Origin of the sequence: Pseudoalteromonas piscicida (assembly GCF_002744175.1) — a bacterium.
Lineage (GTDB): Bacteria > Pseudomonadota > Gammaproteobacteria > Enterobacterales > Alteromonadaceae > Pseudoalteromonas > Pseudoalteromonas piscicida_B.
In genome coordinates, this window is the sequence record NZ_NKHF01000119.1 from 1 (window position 1) to 451 (window position 451).

The window sequence follows — 451 nt, forward strand, 5'->3', positions numbered from 1 at the left end:
TTCGTTAACGACCATTAACCGAAGATAAGCTCGGCCCTGAATTCATCGTCAAAACTGGCCCGAACGCACTTGCCACGTATCGAATCTTTACGACCTGTGTGCTGCTTTACCAGATTACGAACGACTCGTCTGAACAACGCCATGTTTTCCGCCGAAATCGGTTCGCTGATTTGGCAAGCATCTTCCTTAAACACGACGTCCAACACCCAATGCTGTTGGTTCTCGATGTGCCAATGATGGCGGATAGCTTTTTGCAACATCTGTGCATCTGGTCCGACAGAAGTAACATAAAAGTGCGTGTCTATTTTTGTTGTCGGGCCAGGCTTACGGTGTCTTTCAACCGCGACTAATGAAGTGATCCCGGGCCATTTTTCTTTTATCTCTTCGGGCAGTTTGTCTGCCTTCAGAGCATAAGTGATGCGGGTTTCCTGGCGTCCATGACCATTGCTGA

The 451-nt window shown here is 48.3% G+C and carries 1 protein-coding gene; it reads right to left on the reverse strand.

What is annotated here, in order from left to right:
* Nucleotides 1-14: 14 nt before the first annotated feature.
* Nucleotides 15-451, reverse strand: a 437-nt coding sequence (locus tag CEX98_RS21985; RefSeq protein WP_143484376.1) for an ISAs1 family transposase, incomplete at its 5' end; no start/stop codon positions are given.